Origin of the sequence: Vandammella animalimorsus (assembly GCF_002285285.1) — a bacterium.
Lineage (GTDB): Bacteria > Pseudomonadota > Gammaproteobacteria > Burkholderiales > Burkholderiaceae_C > Lampropedia > Lampropedia animalimorsus.
The window spans coordinates 14,679-27,564 of record NZ_NSJF01000005.1; the positions used below are offsets into that span (position 1 = coordinate 14,679).

A 12,886-nucleotide genomic window follows, 5' to 3' on the forward strand; every position below is an offset into this window, starting at 1 on the left:
GATTACCGACATGACCAATGCAGTGATTGTTTCCACCGCACGCACGCCTCTGGCCAAGAGCTTCAAGGGCTCGTTCAACCTCACGCACGGCGCCACGCTGGGCGCGCACGCCGTCAAGCACGCCGTCGAGCGCGCCGGCATCGAGGCGGCCGACATCGAGGACGTGCTCATGGGCTGCGCCACGCCCGAAGGCGCCACCGGCGCCAATATCGCGCGCCAGATCGCCCTGCTCGCCGGCCTGCCCATCAGCGTCTCGGGCCAGACCATCAACCGTTTCTGCTCCTCGGGCCTGCAAACCATCGCCACGGCTGCGCAGCGCATCATCGCTGGCGAGGGCGATGTGTTCGTCGCCGGTGGCGTGGAGAGCATCTCCTGCGTCGCGCCGGTGATGAACCAGCACATGCTGATGGACCCGGAGCTGGCCAAGCTCAAGCCGGAAATCTATTGGTCCATGCTGCAAACGGCCGAGCAGGTGGCCAAGCGCTACAACATCACGCGCGAGCAGATGGACGAATACGGCGCAGCCAGCCAGCAAAAAGCCACGGCGGCGCAGGAAGCTGGGCTGTTCAACGAGGAGATCGCCCCCATCACCGTGATCGCCGGCGTGGCCGACCCCAAGACCGGCATGCGCACCAAGCGCGTGACCGTCTCGCAGGACGAGGGCATTCGCCCCGGCACGACGGTGGACGCCATCAAGAACATCAAGCCGGCCCTGCCCGGCGGCACCATCGCCGCTGGCAATGCCAGCCAGTTCTCCGATGGCGCGGGCGCTTGCGTGCTGGTCAGCGAGGACTACGCGGGTCGCCATGGCCTCAAGCCGCTGGGGCGTTTCCTGGGCTTTGCCGTGGCCGGCTGCGAGCCCGATGAAATGGGCATCGGCCCGGTCTTTGCCGTGCCCAAGGTGCTCAAGAAGCTGGGCCTGAAGGTCGAGGACATCGACCTGTGGGAGCTCAACGAAGCCTTTGCCGTGCAGGTCATCTACTGCCGCGACAAGCTGGGCATCCCGCCCGAGAAGCTCAACGTCAACGGCGGCGCCATCGCCGTGGGCCACCCCTATGGCGTCTCCGGCCAGCGCCTGACCGGCCACGCGCTGATCGAAGGCAAGCGCCGTGGCGCCAAGAAAGTCATGGTGACCATGTGCATCGGCGGCGGCATGGGCGCTGCCGGCGTGTTCGAAGTGCTTTGAGCCATGCGCTGCATGCCGCGCCAGCGGCCGGCATGCACAGCCGCAACAAGACCAAAGGCGCAGCCTGTCACAGGGCTGCGCCTTTTGCACTCTGGCGATTTGTGTTCTGCCGTTTGTGTTCTGTCGGGTGCCAGAACCTGCTCAAAACTCGGCGGGCGATTCAAAGAACATGGGCTTGCCGCTGATGGGGTGCTCAAAGCCCAGCTCGCGCGCGTGCAGCAGCAGGCGCGGCGCGGCGCCTAGGGCTGCGCCCTGGGCGTAGAGCGGGTCGCCCAGGATGGGGTGGCCAATGCTTTGCAGGTGCACGCGCAGCTGGTGCGTGCGGCCGGTGATGGGCTCCAGATCCAGCCGGGTGTGGGCGATGGGGTAGTGCGGCGCACCGGGCGGGGCGGGCAGCACGCGCCAGCGCGTCTGGCTGGGCTTGCCCTGCACTTCATCGACGATGTGCAGCGGTCGGCGCTCCCAATCGAGGGCCAGCGGCTTGTCGATCAGGCCCCAGCCGGGCTCAGCGGCGTTGCCATCGCCGGGGTTGGACGGCGGCGCGGCCAGCTGCCCGGCCACGACGGCGGTGTAGCGCTTGTGCACCTGCCGCTGCGCAAAGGCGATGGACAGCAGGCGGTGCACCTGCGGGCTGCGCGCCATGACCAGCAGCCCGGAGGTGGACATGTCCAGCCGATGCACGATCAGCGCATTGCGCCAGTACTGCTGCGCGCGCCAGGCCAGCGAGTCGCGCTTGTGCTCGCCGCGCCCGGGCACGCTGAGCAGCTCGTGGGGCTTGAACAGCACCAGAAGGTGCTTGTCCTCATACAGCGCGCGGGGCTTGCTCCAGGCGCTGCTGCTGGGCGGGGCATCGTCGGGGGCGAGAGGGTCGTCGAAATCTGTGGCAGGCATGGGTAGGCAAGAAATCAGCTGACGCACGGCAGCCGTGCGCGGGGCGCGCAGCGTAACAGAAAGCCAATGCCGTGGCGCTTGCGGTGGCAGGGCATGTCATACAGACGTCACAAAGCTTTTTTAAAGTGCGTGGCGTCAGGGCCGGCACAGGCGCGCTGATGACTTCTTTCACCATCCCCCGATCTGTTCATGAGGAATCCAATGAGCAAGTTTGTTTTCCGTACAGTGGCTGCATGCGGCCTGGCCTTGTCCGTGGCTGGCAGCGCCTGGGCGCAGGACGTCAATGGCGCGGGCGCCAGTTTCCCGGCGCCGGTGTATGCCAAGTGGGCTTCGGACTACCACGCGGCCACGCAGCTGCGCATCAATTACCAGTCGGTAGGCTCCAGCGCGGGGCTGCGCCAGATCGAGGCGCGCACGGTGGATTTCGGTGCCTCCGATGCGCCGCTCAAGGATGATGTGCTGAAGGAGAAGGGGTTGGTGCAGTTTCCCACCGTGATCGGCGGCATTGTGCCGGTGGTCAACATCAAGGGGGTGGAGCCGGGCCAGCTGCGCCTGACGGGGCCGGTGCTGGCCGACATCTACCTGGGCAAGGTGCGCAAGTGGAACGATGCGGCGATCCAGTCGCTCAACCCCGAGCTGAAGCTGCCCGATGACCAGATCGCCGTGGTGCGCCGCGCCGATGGCTCGGGCACGACGTTTGGTTTTACCAATTACCTCAGCCAGGTCAGCCAGGCCTGGAAGGAGCAGGTGGGCGAGGGCTCGGCCGTGAAGTGGCCCACCGGCTCGGGCGGCAAGGGCAACGAGGGCGTGGCGGCCTTCGTCAGCCGCCTGCCCAGCTCCATCGGCTATGTGGAATACGCCTACGCCAAGCAGAACAAGATTGCCTATGCGCAATTGCAGAACCAGGACGGGCAGTTCGTGCACCCGGGCGAGGCGTCCTTCAAGGCCGCCGCCGAAGGCGCTGATTGGCAAAGCAGCTTCTACCAGGTGCTCAACAACAAGCCGGGCGCGGCCGCTTGGCCCATCACCACGACGACCTACATCCTGATGCACGCCAAGCAGGACAATGCCGGCAAGGCTGTGGCCACGCTGAAGTTCTTTGATTGGGCCTATCAGCATGGCGATGCGCCGGCGGCCTCGCTGGACTATGTGGCGCTGCCCGCCAGCGTCAAGGACATGGTGCGCAAGCAGTGGGTTGAGGGCATCCGCGATGCGGACGGCCGGCCCATTGCCTGGAAGTGATAGGACGGCTGCGGCACGCTGCTGCAGCGTGAACCATGCGAAGCAACACACAAGAGGCGGCCATGTCTGATGCCTTGACCATGCCTGCGATGAACCCCGCTGGCTCCGATGCCCAGGTCCGCCAGCGGCCGCTGCGGCAAGAGGGGTCCAAGCCCCCGCAGCGCAGGGTGGGCAAGTTGCCCGATCTGCTGTTTGGCCTGCTCACGCGCGGCGCGGCCGTGCTGACGCTGGCCGTGCTGGCGGGCATCATGGTGTCGCTGCTGGCGGCGGCCTGGCCGGCGATCCAGGCCTTTGGCCTGGGCTTTGCTCTCGACGCCGAATGGGATCCGGTGCTGGAGGAGTTCGGCGGCCTGTCGATGATCTACGGCACTTTGGCCACGTCGCTGATCGCGCTGCTGATCGCGGTGCCAGTGAGCTTTGGCATCGCGCTGTTTTTGACCGAGCTGGCCCCGCCCTGGCTCAAGCGCCCGCTGGGTACGGCCATCGAACTGCTGGCGGCCGTGCCCTCGATCGTCTATGGCATGTGGGGTCTGATGGTGTTCGGGCCGGTGCTGGTGGAGTATTTCCAGAAGCCGCTGCAAACCCTGCTGGGCGATGTGCCAGTGCTGGGGGCGCTGTTTGGCGGCGTGCCCATGGGCATTGGCCTGCTGCCGGCGGGCATCATCCTGGCGATCATGATCATTCCCTACATCGCGGCGGTGATGCGCGATGTGTTCGAGGTCACGCCGGCGTTGCTCAAGGAGTCGGCCTACGGCCTGGGCGCGACGACCTGGGAGGTGGTCTGGAAGGTGGTGCTGCCCTACACCAAGGCCGGCGTGGTCGGCGGCATCATGCTGGGGCTGGGGCGCGCGCTGGGCGAGACCATGGCCGTGACTTTCGTGATCGGCAATGTGGCGCAGCTTTCGGCCTCGCTGTTCGATCCGGCCAGCAGCATCACCGCCACGTTGGCCAATGAATTTGCCGAGGCCAGCGCCGGGCTGCACCAGGCCTCGCTGTTCTACCTGGGCGCGTTGCTGTTTTTCATCACCTTCGTGGTGCTGGCGCTGTCCAAGCTGTTGCTGCTGCACCTGCAAAAGGGAGAAGGGAGGAAGTCATGAACCAGTCGCCCAAGCAGGCCAGGCCGATGGCCAAACAGGGCAGCGCCGAGCAGCGGGCGCTGCTCTTCAATCGCCGCAAGCGCGTCAATGCGCTGGCCATTGCGCTGTCGCTGCTGGCCATGCTGCTGGGCCTGTTCTGGCTGCTGTGGATTTTGTGGGAGACGCTGCGCCAGGGCCTGGGCGGGTTGAGCTGGGCGCTGTTCACGCAATCAACCCCGGCGCCCAACACGCCCGGCGGCCTGGCCAATGCGCTGTATGGCTCCTTCGTGATGGTGTTGCTGGCCACCTTCGTGGCCACGCCCATCGGCATTTTGGCGGGCATCAGCTTGGCGGAGTTCAACCCCAGGGGCTGGCTGGCCTCGACCACGCGCTTCGTCAACGACATCCTGCTCTCGGCGCCCAGCATCGTCATCGGCCTGTTCGTTTACGCCATCGTCGTGGCTAGGTTCAAGGGCTTTTCTGCCTATGCCGGGGCCTTTGCGCTGGGGCTGCTGGTGGTGCCGGTGGTGCTGCGCACCACCGAGAACATGCTGATGCTGGTGCCCAATGGCCTGCGCGAGGCGGCCTATGCGCTGGGCGCGCCCAAGTGGAAGGTGGTCTGCATGGTCACATTGCGTGCGGCGCGCTCGGGCGTCATTACCGGCATGCTGCTGGCCGTGGCCCGCATCTCCGGCGAGACCGCGCCGCTGCTGTTCACCTCGCTGAACAATCAGTTCTGGAACACCGACATGGGCCAGCCCATGGCCAGCCTGCCGGTGGTGATCTTCCAGTTCGCCATGAGCCCCTACGAGAACTGGCAGCAACTGGCCTGGGCTGGGGTGTTTCTCATCACGCTGGCGGTGCTGGGCCTGAATGTGCTGGCCCGCTACGTGACGCGCCAGAAGCGTTGAGCGCATCTGCCCCACCAATCAACCCCGAAGACATCTGCCCATGAATACGGCAATGAGCAAACCGCAGGAGCGGGCCAAGATTGCAGTGCGCAATCTGAATTTCTATTACGGCAAGTTCCATGCGCTCAAGAACATCAGCATGGAAATCCCGGAGAAGAAGGTCACGGCCTTCATCGGCCCTTCGGGCTGTGGCAAGTCCACGCTGCTGCGCACCTTCAATCGCATGTTCGAGCTCTACCCCGAGCAGCGCGCCGAGGGCGAGATCATGCTCGATGGCGAGAACCTGCTCTCGCGCAACCTGGATGTGGCGCTGGTGCGCGCGCGCGTGGGCATGGTGTTCCAGAAGCCCACGCCGTTCCCGATGTCGGTGTACGACAACGTGGCCTTTGGCGTGCGTCTGTTCGAGCGCCTGTCCAAGTCCGAGATGGACGACCGCGTCGAGAATGCGCTGCGCAAGGCAGCCCTGTGGAACGAGGTCAAGGACAAGCTGCACCAAAGCGGCTCGGGCCTCTCGGGCGGGCAGCAGCAGCGCCTGTGCATTGCGCGCGGCATTGCCGTGATGCCCGAGGTGTTGCTGCTTGACGAGCCTTGCTCAGCGCTCGATCCACTCTCGACCAGCAAGATCGAGGAGCTGATCGAGGAGCTCAAGGACGAGTACACCGTGGTCATCGTCACGCACAACATGCAGCAGGCCGCGCGCTGCAGCGATTACACCGCCTACATGTATCTGGGCGATCTGATGGAGTTCGGCCCCACCAAGGAGCTGTTCATCAAGCCCCAGCGCAAGGAAACCGAGGATTACATCACCGGCCGTTTCGGCTGAGGCGCCCCGCAGCGCCGCAGTAAGAACCTGTTCAAAATCTCTGCACGGTGGTCAAGAGAGCGGATTTGAGCGGTCTGCGGCGTTGCAAAGCCTCGCCATAGCTGGGGCTATGGCTGCGTTTTGCGCCTTGCATTCCATCCCAAACCGCTTCTTGCCCACTCGCACCGAGAATTTGAACAGGTTCTAAGGAGATTTCCCCATGCCCGACCAACATTCTTCATCGCAGTTCGATGCCGAGCTCAAGTCCATTTCCGCACGCATCATGGAAATGGGCGGCTTGGTTGAAGCGCAGATCAAAAACGCCATCGAGGCCCTGAGCCATTTCGACCTGCAGGCCGTCGAGCTGATTGCGCGCCTGGAAGACCGCGTCAACGCGCTGGAGGTGGACATCGACGCCGACCTCTCGACCATCATCGCCACGCGCCAGCCCACGGCCAAGGACTTGCGCATGCTGCTGTCCATCTCCAAGGCCACCTCCAACCTGGAGCGCATCGGCGATGAGTCCAGCAAGATGGGCCGCATGATCAAGACCTTGATCGACAGCAGCACGCCGCTGAACCTGCCGATCATGGACTTGAAGTATTCGGGCGAGTTGGCCGCTGCGCAGCTGCGCCGCGCGCTCGATGCGTTTGCGCGCCACGATGTGGGCGACGTGGTGGGCATCTTGCGCCAGGACGACGTGATCGACCGCGAGTTCGAGGGCTATGTGCGCAAGCTGGTGACTTACATGATGGAAGACCCGCGCAAGATCACCCTGAGCATGGAGTTGCTGTTGCTGGCCAAGTCCATCGAGCGCATTGGCGATCACTCCAAAAATCTGGCCGAGCTGATCGTCTTCATGGTCAAGGGCAAGGATGTGCGCCACACCCCGGTGGAGCAGGTGCAGTCCGCGCTGCAATGACGGCATGCCGCATCACTCAACCACACAGCAAAAGGGAAGGCCGATGAGTACGCCAGGCAATGCAGTGCGTGTCTTGATTGTGGAGGACGAGGAGGACATTAGCGAGCTGATCGCCGTCAACTTGCGCCACCATGGATACGAGCCCGTGTGTGTCAGCGATGGGGAGGCCGCGCAGTGTGAGATCAATCGCGTCCTGCCCGACATCATCCTGCTGGATTGGATGCTGCCGGGCCAGAGCGGATTGGCGCTGGCACGCCAGTGGCGCACTCAGTCACGCACCAAAACCGTGCCGATTCTGATGCTGACCGCGCGCGGCGATGAGCCAGACAAGATCGCTGGACTTGATGCTGGCGCCGACGACTATCTCACCAAGCCATTCTCGATCCAGGAGCTGCTCGCGCGCATCCGCGCCGTGTTGCGCCGCCGTGCGCCGGAGCAGGCTGGCGATGCCGTGCAGATTGGCAAGTTGCACCTGGACGCCGCTGCCCACCGTGTCATGCTGGGCGGGCGGCCTTTAAAGATGGGGCCCACCGAATTTCGGCTGCTCAATTACCTGATGCAATACCCCGAGCGCGTGCACAGCCGCGCCGCGCTGCTGGACAAGGTCTGGGGCGATCACGTCTTCATTGAGGAGCGCACCGTTGACGTACACATCAAGCGCCTGCGCGAAGCACTGGCCGAGGCTGGCAGGATGATCGAAACAGTGCGTGGGGTGGGCTACCGCCTGACGGCCAACCCAGGGGCAGACATTTGAGGCGTCTGCCGCCCTGATGCGCACAGGCGCAGCCTTGAGCAGGTCTGTCTTCAGGCTTGGCTCAAGCCGGCGGCATGGGCCTGCTCGTCGGCGTGGTAGGAGCTGCGCACCAACGCGCCGACGGCAGCGTGCGTGAAGCCCATTTTGTAGGCTTCGTCCTCGAACATGCGGAAGGTGTCCGGGTGCACATAGCGCTTGACAGGCAGGTGGCTACCCGACGGGGCCAGGTACTGGCCAATGGTCAGCATATCGATGTCGTGCGCGCGCATGTCGCGCATGACCTGCAGGATTTCCTCGTCTGTCTCGCCCAGGCCTACCATCAGGCCGCTCTTGGTCGGCACGGTCGGGTTCAGGGCCTTGAATTTTTTCAGCAGGTTGAGGCTGAATTGGTAGTCAGAGCCGGGGCGGGCCTGCTTGTAAAGGCGCGGCACAGTCTCCAGGTTGTGATTCATCACATCAGGCGGTGCGGCCAGCAGGATTTGCAGTGCGCGGTCGTCGCGGCCACGAAAGTCGGGCACCAGGATTTCGATCTGCGTCTGTGGTGAGAGCTGCCGCGTGCGCTCGATGCAGGCCACGAAATGGCCACTGCCGCCGTCGCGCAGGTCGTCGCGGTCCACGCTGGTGATGACCACGTAGCGCAGCTTCAGCGCTGCAATGGTCTTGGCCAGGTTCAGTGGCTCGTCTGGATCCAGCGGATCGGGGCGGCCATGGCCCACGTCGCAGAATGGGCAGCGGCGCGTGCACTTGTCACCCATGATCATGAAGGTGGCCGTGCCTTTGCCAAAGCACTCGCCAATATTGGGGCAGCTGGCCTCCTCGCACACGGTGTGCAGCCGGTGCTCGCGCAGGATTTGCTTGATTTCGTAGAAGCGCGTAGAGGGCGAGGCAGCCTTGACTCGGATCCAGTCGGGCTTTTTCAGTACCTCGCCGTGCTCGACCTTGATTGGAATGCGCGCCAGCTTGGCAGCGGCCTTTTGCTTGATCGTGGGGTCGTAGGCGGGCGCCGATGGGGCTGCCGGATGGACGGTGGGCGGTGTGCTCATGATGGGGGGGCGTGTGGCGGGGCCTCTGCCAGCGGCTGTAATTGCTGGCGTAACTGCGCCACCAGCGTGGCGCTGACGCGCTGCGGATGCGCGGGCACGCCGATTGTATGCATGTCGGTGGTTGCCAGCGCCTGGTAGCCGCAGGGGTTGATGCGCTGATAGGGGCTCAGATCCATGGCCACGTTCAATGCCAGGCCGTGGTAGCTGCGACCCTGGCTGATTTTGACGCCCAGCGCGGCGATCTTGGCCAGGCCATGGAAGGTCGGCGGCGTGCCTGATGCTTGTGCCGGCAGCGGCGAGGTATCGCCAGGCGCCTGGGGCCGTACGTACACGCCCGGGGCGCCAGCCACCCTGTGCCCGGCAATGCCAAAGGCCTGTAGCGTGCCGATGATGGCCGCTTCGAGCCGGGTCACGTACTCCTTGACGAACAGGCCTTGGCGCTTGAGGTCGACGAGCGGGTAGGCCACGATCTGTCCTGGGCCGTGGTAGGTGACCTGGCCGCCGCGCGTCGTGGGCACGACGGGGATGGCGCCGGCATCGAGCACATGGCCCGTATCGGCCGCAATGCCCAGCGTGAACACGGGCCGATGCTGGCAAATCCAAAGCTCATCGCACTGCGTGGCCGTGCGCGCAGCCGTCCACTGCTGCATGGCTGCGGCAGTGGGAGGGTAGTCGACGAGGCCGAGGTGGCGGACGATCACGGCAAGCAGGAGTCAGAGCACCATCTTGGACAGCGGATGCGCCGTCAACTCTCGATAGATGTTATCGAGCTGCTCGCGACTGGTGGCCAACACCGTGATGGTGATGCCCAGGTATTTGCCCTGGGCGCTTTCGCGCAATTCGATGGTGGCTGCGTCGAACTGTGGGTCGTGACGGGCTGCGATGGCTTTGATGGCTTCCAGGAAGGCGGAGCTGTTCTCGCCCATAACCTTGATGGGAAATGGCGCCGGAAAATCAATCAGGGAGTCTTGCTGGGATGGGGGAGGGCTGGGGTCCTGTTGGGTCATGGCTGACAACTTCGTTTGCAAGGAGAAGATGGAAGGGATGTGAAGAAGGCCTGGCTGCAAAGCGGCCTGGCGATTGGATTGTAGAGATCGCTGCTGCGTACATGAGGGCGCTCAAGGTCAGTGCAAGGGCATTCCTATAATCGCTCGACTCGGTCCTGGCGCTGGCGTTCAGCGGGGGTGTCCCGGGTCAGCAGGGAGAGCTAAGACATGGTTGATGGGCAACAGCCGCCAGCGCGCGCGCAGATAGGGAAAGGCTCGGTGTGGGATGCTCAGGAGTCGGGCGAGGACGAGCAAGCCCCGCCGCTGGATGCCGAGCAGGCCGCGCAATGGCGGCAGCGACATCGCACCATTTCTCCTTGGAAAGTTTTGCTCTGGCAGGGACTGGCTGCGCTGCTGGGAGGCGGCGCCCTTTGGCTGGTTTTGCAAGAAAGTGTGGCTATAATCTCGTGGTTTTACGGGTACCTGGCGATCGCGCTGCCCGCTGCGCTGTACGCCAAGGTGGTTGTCAGCCAGCCTGGGCTGACAGCTCTGGTTGCGCATGAAATGCTCAAGCTGCTTTTGACGGTGGTGTTGATGGCGCTGGCGCCCGTTGTGCTCGGCAAGGTGAGTTGGCTGGCATTGCTGCTGGCGGTGGTGCTGAGCGTCAATATGTACTGGATCGCCCCGGTTTGGATGGCGCGCTCTGGTGGAATCCGCAACGATTGAAAAGAGTTGGCTTATGGCTGCGAATGCTGAAGGACAGACGGCAAGCGAGTACATCGTTCACCACTTGGGTCATTGGACCAACCTCAAGCAAGGTTTCATCGTTGATTTCTCTGTTGTCAATTACGACTCGATTCTGATTGCGCTGGGTTTGGGTCTGCTTGGCGTCTATGTGCTGTACCGGGCTGCCAAGAAGGCCACCTCCGGCGTGCCGGGTCGTTTTCAGGCGGCGGTGGAGCTGTTGGTTGAAATGGTTGATGGTCAGGCCAAGGCCAATATCCACAATGCCGAAAGCCGCAAGTTCATTGCGCCTCTGGCATTGACTGTGTTTGTTTGGATTTTCCTGATGAACGCCATGGATTTGTTGCCCGTGGACTTGTTGCCTCACCTGTGGGCCAAAGGTTATGAGGCCGTGGGTGCTGATCCGCATCATGCCTATCTGCGCGTCGTGCCTACGGCCGATCTGTCGACTACTTTTGGTCTGTCGATTGCGGTGCTGCTGCTGTGTCTGTACTACTCGGTAAAGATCAAAGGCTGGGGTGGCTGGGCCCATGAGTTGGTGACTGCGCCCTTTGGTACCTCCAAGAATCCCATCTTTGCTGTCATTCTGGGAGTGGTGAACTTCCTGATGCAAATCATTGAGTATGTCTCCAAGACTGTGTCGCACGGCATGCGATTGTTTGGCAACATGTATGCGGGCGAACTGGTGTTCATGCTGATTGCTTTGATGGGCGGTTATGCAGCTCTGTCCATGGGTGGTGCGCTGCTGGGATTGGGGCATGTGATTGCCGGTACGATCTGGGCGGTGTTCCATATTCTGGTGATTACTCTGCAAGCATTCATTTTCATGATGCTTGCGCTGATTTACCTGGGTCAGGCGCACAGCGCGCACTGATGGGTATTGGCGGCGGCGCTCTGTCAACGTTCAATGGTTGATGGGGCGCTGTTGCTGTGGCTTTGTTTCTTTTTCTCAACCTCCACTAACTGAAGGAAAAATCATGGAAATCATTGGCAACATCAACGGTCTGGTTGCTCTGGCTTGTGGTCTGATCGTGGGCCTGGGTGCCATTGGTGCCTCGATCGGTATCGCACTGATGGGCGGCAAGTTCCTGGAGTCTTCGGCACGTCAGCCTGAGCTGATCAACGATCTGCAAACCAAGATGTTCATTCTGGCTGGTCTGATCGATGCTGCCTTCCTGATCGGTGTGGCCATTGCTCTGCTGTTCGCATTCGCAAACCCCTTCGTTCCGACGGTCTGATTTCGTTCAACGCCACGTTAAGGAGGTGTTGCAATGAATATCAATTCGACACTGTTCTTTCAGGCCATTGTTTTCTTGATCTTGGTGTGGTTCACGATGAAGTTCGTGTGGCCGCCCATTGTCAAGGCCTTGGATGAAAGGGCGCAAAAAATCGCCGATGGCTTGGCTGCGGCTGACAAGGCCAAGTCTGATCTGGCGGCGGCAAACCAGCGCGTGGAGCAGCAACTTGCCCAATCGCGCGATGAGACGGCCTCCCTGTTGGCTGATGCTGAGCGTCGCGCGCAGGCCATCGTCAATGAGGCCAAGTCCCGAGCCACGCAAGAGGCCGAAAAGATTCTGGCTCAAGCCAAGTCCGATGCCGATCAGCAGCTGGCCCAGGCGCGCGAGTCCCTGCGCGATCAGGTGGCTGTGCTGGCCGTTAAGGGTGCGGAGCAAATTCTTCGCAAAGAGGTGAATGCGGGCGTGCACGCGGACCTGCTCAATCGCCTCAAGGCTGAGCTGTAAAGGGGGTGCGACATGGCGGAATTGGCCACGATTGCTCGCCCTTATGCTGAAGCCTTGTACAAGGCTGTGGGTGATGTCGATGCGGCGCAAACACAGCAATGGTTGGATGTGTTTGCGGCCGTCGCGGCAGATGCAGAGGTCTTGCGCGTTGCGCAAAGCCCCAAGGTCAGCCAGGACGATGTAATGGCATTGTTCGGCGGCGTCAGTCGGCAGGAGTTGCCTGCGCTGGCACGCAATTTTTTGAAGGTGGTGGTCGACAACGGTCGTCTGGCCGCGCTGCCGCAGGTCGCCCAGCAATTCCGTGCCTTGAGTAATGCGCGCCTGGGTGTGGCCGATGCCGTGGTTTACAGTGCGTTTCCCTTGTCTGAGGTGCAATTGCAGGAGCTGCGGCCGTCGCTGGAGCAGCGCTTTGGGCGCAAGCTCAATCTATCGGTCGAACTCGACGAGTCATTGATTGGCGGTGTTCGAGTGGTTGTGGGCGATGAAGAGTTCGACGCTTCAGTCAAGGCCCGTCTGGAACAAATGAAAGCAGTGTTGACCGCCTGATCGGTACGTAAGTACGGAACTCGCAAGTGCGTGTGACCCTG

Annotated in this window: 16 protein-coding genes; 12 read left to right on the forward strand and 4 right to left on the reverse strand. The window is 62.7% G+C overall.

From position 1 onward, the window contains the following. The first annotated feature begins 10 nt into the window (after positions 1 to 10). Positions 11 to 1,186, forward strand: coding sequence for an acetyl-CoA C-acyltransferase (locus tag CK620_RS09715; RefSeq protein WP_095550149.1), 1,176 nt, complete (start codon positions 11 to 13; stop codon positions 1,184 to 1,186). 141 nt (positions 1,187 to 1,327) lie between these two features. Here CK620_RS09715 and CK620_RS09720 read toward each other — a convergent pair whose 3' ends face one another. Further along, on the reverse strand, positions 1,328 to 2,077 hold the full coding sequence (locus CK620_RS09720) for an RluA family pseudouridine synthase (protein ID WP_095543219.1): 750 nt from the start codon (positions 2,075 to 2,077) through the stop codon (positions 1,328 to 1,330). Positions 2,078 to 2,278: 201 nt separating this feature from the next. Between CK620_RS09720 and pstS the strand changes: the two genes are divergently transcribed. The 6 genes from pstS (at position 2,279) to phoB (ending at position 7,784) form a co-directional block, all read left to right on the forward strand. Next, positions 2,279 to 3,319 carry a phosphate ABC transporter substrate-binding protein PstS gene (pstS, locus tag CK620_RS09725; RefSeq protein WP_095550150.1) on the forward strand — a complete coding sequence of 347 codons (1,041 nt, stop codon included), beginning with the start codon at positions 2,279 to 2,281 and terminating at the stop codon, positions 3,317 to 3,319. A gap of 89 nt (positions 3,320 to 3,408) precedes the next feature. Then, positions 3,409 to 4,416, forward strand: a complete 1,008-nt coding sequence (gene pstC, locus CK620_RS09730; protein ID WP_095550151.1) for a phosphate ABC transporter permease subunit PstC — start codon at positions 3,409 to 3,411, stop codon at positions 4,414 to 4,416. A gap of 26 nt (positions 4,417 to 4,442) precedes the next feature. Then, positions 4,443 to 5,306: a phosphate ABC transporter permease PstA gene (pstA, locus tag CK620_RS09735; RefSeq protein ID WP_095550332.1), complete on the forward strand. Its 864-nt coding sequence runs from the start codon at positions 4,443 to 4,445 to the stop codon at positions 5,304 to 5,306. Between the two features lie 52 nt (positions 5,307 to 5,358). Continuing rightward, on the forward strand, positions 5,359 to 6,129 hold the full coding sequence (pstB, locus tag CK620_RS09740) for a phosphate ABC transporter ATP-binding protein PstB (protein ID WP_095550152.1): 771 nt from the start codon (positions 5,359 to 5,361) through the stop codon (positions 6,127 to 6,129). A gap of 199 nt (positions 6,130 to 6,328) precedes the next feature. Continuing rightward, positions 6,329 to 7,030, forward strand: a complete 702-nt coding sequence (gene phoU, locus CK620_RS09745; RefSeq protein ID WP_095550153.1) for a phosphate signaling complex protein PhoU — start codon at positions 6,329 to 6,331, stop codon at positions 7,028 to 7,030. A 43-nt stretch (positions 7,031 to 7,073) separates the two neighbouring features. Beyond that, a complete protein-coding gene (gene phoB / locus CK620_RS09750; protein WP_095543223.1) occupies positions 7,074 to 7,784 on the forward strand; it encodes a phosphate regulon transcriptional regulator PhoB in 711 nt (236 codons plus the stop codon). 50 nt (positions 7,785 to 7,834) lie between these two features. Here phoB and lipA read toward each other — a convergent pair whose 3' ends face one another. The 3 genes from lipA to CK620_RS09765 form a co-directional block, all read right to left on the reverse strand. Continuing rightward, a complete protein-coding gene (lipA, locus tag CK620_RS09755; RefSeq protein ID WP_095543224.1) occupies positions 7,835 to 8,827 on the reverse strand; it encodes a lipoyl synthase in 993 nt (330 codons plus the stop codon). After that, positions 8,824 to 9,477 carry a lipoyl(octanoyl) transferase LipB gene (gene lipB, locus CK620_RS09760; RefSeq protein ID WP_238946102.1) on the reverse strand — a complete coding sequence of 218 codons (654 nt, stop codon included), beginning with the start codon at positions 9,475 to 9,477 and terminating at the stop codon, positions 8,824 to 8,826. The genes lipA and lipB overlap by 4 nt, the downstream gene beginning before the upstream one ends. Before the next feature lie 63 nt (positions 9,478 to 9,540). Then, the gene (locus CK620_RS09765) at positions 9,541 to 9,834 is read right to left on the reverse strand and encodes an HP0495 family protein (RefSeq protein ID WP_095550155.1); all 294 of its coding nucleotides are present in this window, start codon (positions 9,832 to 9,834) and stop codon (positions 9,541 to 9,543) included. A gap of 207 nt (positions 9,835 to 10,041) precedes the next feature. Between CK620_RS09765 and CK620_RS09770 the strand changes: the two genes are divergently transcribed. The 5 genes from CK620_RS09770 to CK620_RS09790 all read left to right on the forward strand — a co-directional run bounded on the left by CK620_RS09770 (position 10,042) and on the right by CK620_RS09790 (position 12,845). Then, the gene (locus tag CK620_RS09770) at positions 10,042 to 10,539 is read left to right on the forward strand and encodes an ATP synthase subunit I (protein ID WP_143326041.1); all 498 of its coding nucleotides are present in this window, start codon (positions 10,042 to 10,044) and stop codon (positions 10,537 to 10,539) included. Positions 10,540 to 10,552: 13 nt separating this feature from the next. Continuing rightward, complete coding sequence (atpB, locus tag CK620_RS09775) at positions 10,553 to 11,431, forward strand: F0F1 ATP synthase subunit A (RefSeq protein WP_095550157.1); 879 nt, start codon at positions 10,553 to 10,555, stop codon at positions 11,429 to 11,431. Positions 11,432 to 11,534: 103 nt separating this feature from the next. Further along, positions 11,535 to 11,795, forward strand: coding sequence for a F0F1 ATP synthase subunit C (gene atpE / locus CK620_RS09780; RefSeq protein ID WP_420823123.1), 261 nt, complete (start codon positions 11,535 to 11,537; stop codon positions 11,793 to 11,795). Positions 11,796 to 11,828: 33 nt separating this feature from the next. After that, positions 11,829 to 12,299, forward strand: a complete 471-nt coding sequence (locus CK620_RS09785; protein ID WP_095540186.1) for a F0F1 ATP synthase subunit B — start codon at positions 11,829 to 11,831, stop codon at positions 12,297 to 12,299. A gap of 12 nt (positions 12,300 to 12,311) precedes the next feature. Beyond that, complete coding sequence (locus tag CK620_RS09790) at positions 12,312 to 12,845, forward strand: F0F1 ATP synthase subunit delta (protein ID WP_095543230.1); 534 nt, start codon at positions 12,312 to 12,314, stop codon at positions 12,843 to 12,845. Positions 12,846 to 12,886: the final 41 nt, after the last annotated feature.

Excerpts from the sequence above, each read along its gene's own strand:
- pstB (WP_095550152.1), top strand. The coding sequence starts at position 5,359 with ATGAGCAAACCGCAGGAGCGGGCCAAGATTGCAGTGCGCAATCTGAAT.
- pstS (WP_095550150.1), top strand. The coding sequence starts at position 2,279 with ATGAGCAAGTTTGTTTTCCGTACAGTGGCTGCATGCGGCCTGGCCTTG.
- atpB (WP_095550157.1), top strand. The coding sequence starts at position 10,553 with ATGGCTGCGAATGCTGAAGGACAGACGGCAAGCGAGTACATCGTTCAC.
- pstC (WP_095550151.1), top strand. The coding sequence starts at position 3,409 with ATGAACCCCGCTGGCTCCGATGCCCAGGTCCGCCAGCGGCCGCTGCGG.
- CK620_RS09785 (WP_095540186.1), top strand. The coding sequence starts at position 11,829 with ATGAATATCAATTCGACACTGTTCTTTCAGGCCATTGTTTTCTTGATC.
- pstA (WP_095550332.1), top strand. The coding sequence starts at position 4,443 with ATGGCCAAACAGGGCAGCGCCGAGCAGCGGGCGCTGCTCTTCAATCGC.
- phoB (WP_095543223.1), top strand. The coding sequence starts at position 7,074 with ATGAGTACGCCAGGCAATGCAGTGCGTGTCTTGATTGTGGAGGACGAG.
- CK620_RS09720 (WP_095543219.1), bottom strand. The coding sequence starts at position 2,077 with ATGCCTGCCACAGATTTCGACGACCCTCTCGCCCCCGACGATGCCCCG.
- phoU (WP_095550153.1), top strand. The coding sequence starts at position 6,329 with ATGCCCGACCAACATTCTTCATCGCAGTTCGATGCCGAGCTCAAGTCC.
- CK620_RS09770 (WP_143326041.1), top strand. The coding sequence starts at position 10,042 with ATGGTTGATGGGCAACAGCCGCCAGCGCGCGCGCAGATAGGGAAAGGC.
- lipA (WP_095543224.1), bottom strand. The coding sequence starts at position 8,827 with ATGAGCACACCGCCCACCGTCCATCCGGCAGCCCCATCGGCGCCCGCC.
- atpE (WP_420823123.1), top strand. The coding sequence starts at position 11,535 with ATGGAAATCATTGGCAACATCAACGGTCTGGTTGCTCTGGCTTGTGGT.
- CK620_RS09790 (WP_095543230.1), top strand. The coding sequence starts at position 12,312 with ATGGCGGAATTGGCCACGATTGCTCGCCCTTATGCTGAAGCCTTGTAC.
- CK620_RS09765 (WP_095550155.1), bottom strand. The coding sequence starts at position 9,834 with ATGACCCAACAGGACCCCAGCCCTCCCCCATCCCAGCAAGACTCCCTG.
- lipB (WP_238946102.1), bottom strand. The coding sequence starts at position 9,477 with ATGCAGCAGTGGACGGCTGCGCGCACGGCCACGCAGTGCGATGAGCTT.
- CK620_RS09715 (WP_095550149.1), top strand. The coding sequence starts at position 11 with ATGACCAATGCAGTGATTGTTTCCACCGCACGCACGCCTCTGGCCAAG.